1 protein-coding gene is annotated in these 340 nt (G+C 71.5%); it reads right to left on the bottom strand.

The features are described from left to right. The coding region (locus SB775_RS28145) for an alpha-L-rhamnosidase-related protein (RefSeq protein WP_486360710.1) at nt 1–340 on the bottom strand (340 nt) is incomplete at both ends.

The following is a 340-nucleotide window of genomic DNA, read 5'->3' as shown; positions in this document are numbered from 1 at the left end:
CCCGCTTGCCGTGGCGACGAGGGTGGGGGGTGTGCGGGAGGCCGCGGGGTCGTCCGGTGGCGCGAGCGGGTCGAGCCAGTCACCGAACTGGAACCCCCGGTCCCAGACCCCGTCCGCCGACAGCACGCGGGCGACCGCCTCGCCGTGCAAGGTCATCGCACGGTACAGGCGACCCAGCCTCGCTTTGTCTCCGTCGTGTTGGAAGAGCGCCCACGGCACCCAGACTGCCGCGTCTCCCCAGACTGCGGTGGGGAATGGGGACCCGAGCACCGGGTCGTTCTCGGCCCCGCGCTCCAACGCGAACATGTTCGGGACCACGAAGGGTACGACACCTCCGGTG

The organism is Peribacillus sp. SIMBA_075 (assembly GCF_046534585.1).
The sequence above is the reverse complement of the archived record's forward strand: the minus strand, read 5'-3'. Positions and strand labels throughout refer to the sequence as shown.